The organism is Schnuerera sp. (genome assembly GCF_035459645.1).
GTDB lineage: Bacteria > Bacillota > Clostridia > Tissierellales > Tepidimicrobiaceae > Schnuerera.
This window is the reverse complement of sequence record NZ_DATHXO010000313.1, coordinates 1-1,836: the sequence shown is the minus strand read 5'-3', so window position 1 is coordinate 1,836 and position 1,836 is coordinate 1. Positions and strand designations below refer to the sequence as shown.

Here is a 1,836-nt window from a genome sequence, read left to right as displayed (position 1 = left end):
GGGAACTCTAATGAGGAAGATGTATCATTAGATGATTTACTATCCTAGAAAAAAATTTTCAGGATAAATGTATCAAATATCTGAAAAACAATGATATTTACCACATAAATATTCATGGTTCAGGCTGGGGTGGTAAAGGTGCACCTGATATAATAGCTTGTATAAATGGTAAATTTGTAGCCTTTGAGTTGAAAGTTGGGGACAATCAAATGTCCCCTGCTCAAAGGATTCATAAGAAAAGAATTGAAAAATCTAAAGGTTTACATTTTGTACCTAGAAGTTTAAATGAATTTATTGAGACTGTGGAGGAAATAAAGAATGAATGAGATTATAAACCAAATGATAGAATTATATTTCCTAGGTGGTAATATTTATGAAATGTTAGCAGAATACAGATTAAACTTAGAATATAACTATATGAAAAATTTATTTCAAGAGATGCTTAAAGGATGGAGGGATTAAATGGTTATAAGAATTTATAATCTTGAAACAGGTGAGAATTTTGAATTGGATGAGAATATTGAAAATATAGCTGACAAATTAAAAGAAGAAATAGAAAATAGAAATTGGCAAAGTATAGATTGCCGAGTGGATGTACTTGATTATGAATAGTCTTAAAAACATATATTTATTATTAGTAATTATCTGTTTAATATGTCATAGTTATATGATAACCATTTTAAAGAAAAACTATGATGAAATTTTAAACAAACAAAAAAATATTTTAGAAACATTAGATGATTTAATTGAAACAAACAATGAACTTACTTCAGATAAGGAAGAATTTATAGAACTAATTAAAAATATGGAAAAAGATAAGTTAAAACCTCCAAATAGAAATATGATTAGTAGAAATGTGCCTAAGAATAGTTCTAGAAAGACATACATGGACTATAGAAAAATAACCGATAGTTCTAGCAAACAATATGAATTACAGCAAAATAAGGACTGTTACACGACTGATACTGGGTTTAGAAAACTAAACGAATACTATTGTATAGCTGTTGGCACACATTATTCTAATAGTATTGGGGATAAATTAATTGTTCACATGGAAAACGGGGAAAGTTTTAAGGTGATAGTTGCTGATATAAAAGATGATAAACATACTGATGAAACCAATATGCAACATAGAAAAGATGGTAGTGTTATTGAGTTTGTTGTAGATACTAAAAAACTACCAGAGCTGGTAAGAAAAATGGGAGACATTTCTTATATGAATGAAACATTTAGAGGTGAAATTAAAGCAATTATAAAGGAGAATTAACTATGTGGATAAGAAGTCAAAATGGTAATATATTAACTTATTGTCAAACGTTAGGATTTTCAGAAGATGGTTATGGAATAGTAGAGGTTACAGATAATGGTATTTTAATATTGGGTGATTATGAAACACCCGAACAAGCTAAATGTGTAATGGATATGATTTCACAATCTGTAGGACATCAAGTTGGGGTATTTCAAATGCCAAAGGAGGTGAAATAATGGTTAATATTCCTTTAGATGATAAGTACACTTTAATAAGTGATAGTATGAATTATATTATTGAGGAAACTAAAGTAATACAAGATGGAGATAAAAAAGGGGAAACTTATAAAACAGTTTATGGATATTATAGTACTGTAGAAGCTGCTTTAAAAGGATTTAAAGAGCTAAAAATTAGAACATCAGATGCCAAGTCAATTGAAGAATTATTGGAAATATCTAAAGAAACGGATAAGAAAATTGAAAAAATATTAGGAGGTATTTAATATGGATTTTAAAGAATATGTGAAGTTAGCAATGAAAACCAATGTCGAAGATAGGTCGTTTAAGGATAATATATTAAATGGGTTA

General features: G+C 28.1%; 6 protein-coding genes. All 6 read left to right on the top strand.

Annotated features, from left to right (window positions below; translation table 11 throughout):
* Positions 1-188 precede the first annotated feature (188 nt).
* Genes VK998_RS07385 through VK998_RS07360 form a run of 6 tightly spaced genes read left to right on the top strand, consistent with a single transcriptional unit; the run spans position 189 to position 1,751 of the window.
* Complete coding sequence (locus VK998_RS07385) at positions 189-326, top strand: hypothetical protein (protein ID WP_325227131.1); 138 nt, start codon at positions 189-191, stop codon at positions 324-326.
* On the top strand, positions 319-462 hold the full coding sequence (locus tag VK998_RS07380; protein WP_325227128.1) for a hypothetical protein: 144 nt from the start codon (positions 319-321) through the stop codon (positions 460-462). Before VK998_RS07385 ends, VK998_RS07380 begins: the two co-directional genes overlap by 8 nt.
* Positions 463-612, top strand: coding sequence for a hypothetical protein (locus VK998_RS07375; protein ID WP_325227125.1), 150 nt, complete (start codon positions 463-465; stop codon positions 610-612). It begins immediately after the preceding gene.
* Positions 605-1,267 (top strand): hypothetical protein, encoded by a 663-nt coding sequence (locus VK998_RS07370; RefSeq protein WP_325227123.1) that lies wholly within the window; start codon positions 605-607, stop codon positions 1,265-1,267. The genes VK998_RS07375 and VK998_RS07370 overlap by 8 nt, the downstream gene beginning before the upstream one ends.
* A 2-nt stretch (positions 1,268-1,269) precedes the next feature.
* Positions 1,270-1,485, top strand: coding sequence for a hypothetical protein (locus tag VK998_RS07365; protein ID WP_325227120.1), 216 nt, complete (start codon positions 1,270-1,272; stop codon positions 1,483-1,485).
* On the top strand, positions 1,485-1,751 hold the full coding sequence (locus VK998_RS07360; protein ID WP_325227118.1) for a hypothetical protein: 267 nt from the start codon (positions 1,485-1,487) through the stop codon (positions 1,749-1,751). Before VK998_RS07365 ends, VK998_RS07360 begins: the two co-directional genes overlap by 1 nt.
* Positions 1,752-1,836: the final 85 nt, after the last annotated feature.

Bases quoted from the DNA above. Each gene is read 5' to 3' on its own strand.
- VK998_RS07380 (WP_325227128.1), top strand. From the start codon at position 319: ATGAATGAGATTATAAACCAAATGATAGAATTATATTTCCTAGGTGGT.
- VK998_RS07375 (WP_325227125.1), top strand. From the start codon at position 463: ATGGTTATAAGAATTTATAATCTTGAAACAGGTGAGAATTTTGAATTG.
- VK998_RS07370 (WP_325227123.1), top strand. From the start codon at position 605: ATGAATAGTCTTAAAAACATATATTTATTATTAGTAATTATCTGTTTA.
- VK998_RS07365 (WP_325227120.1), top strand. From the start codon at position 1,270: ATGTGGATAAGAAGTCAAAATGGTAATATATTAACTTATTGTCAAACG.
- VK998_RS07360 (WP_325227118.1), top strand. From the start codon at position 1,485: ATGGTTAATATTCCTTTAGATGATAAGTACACTTTAATAAGTGATAGT.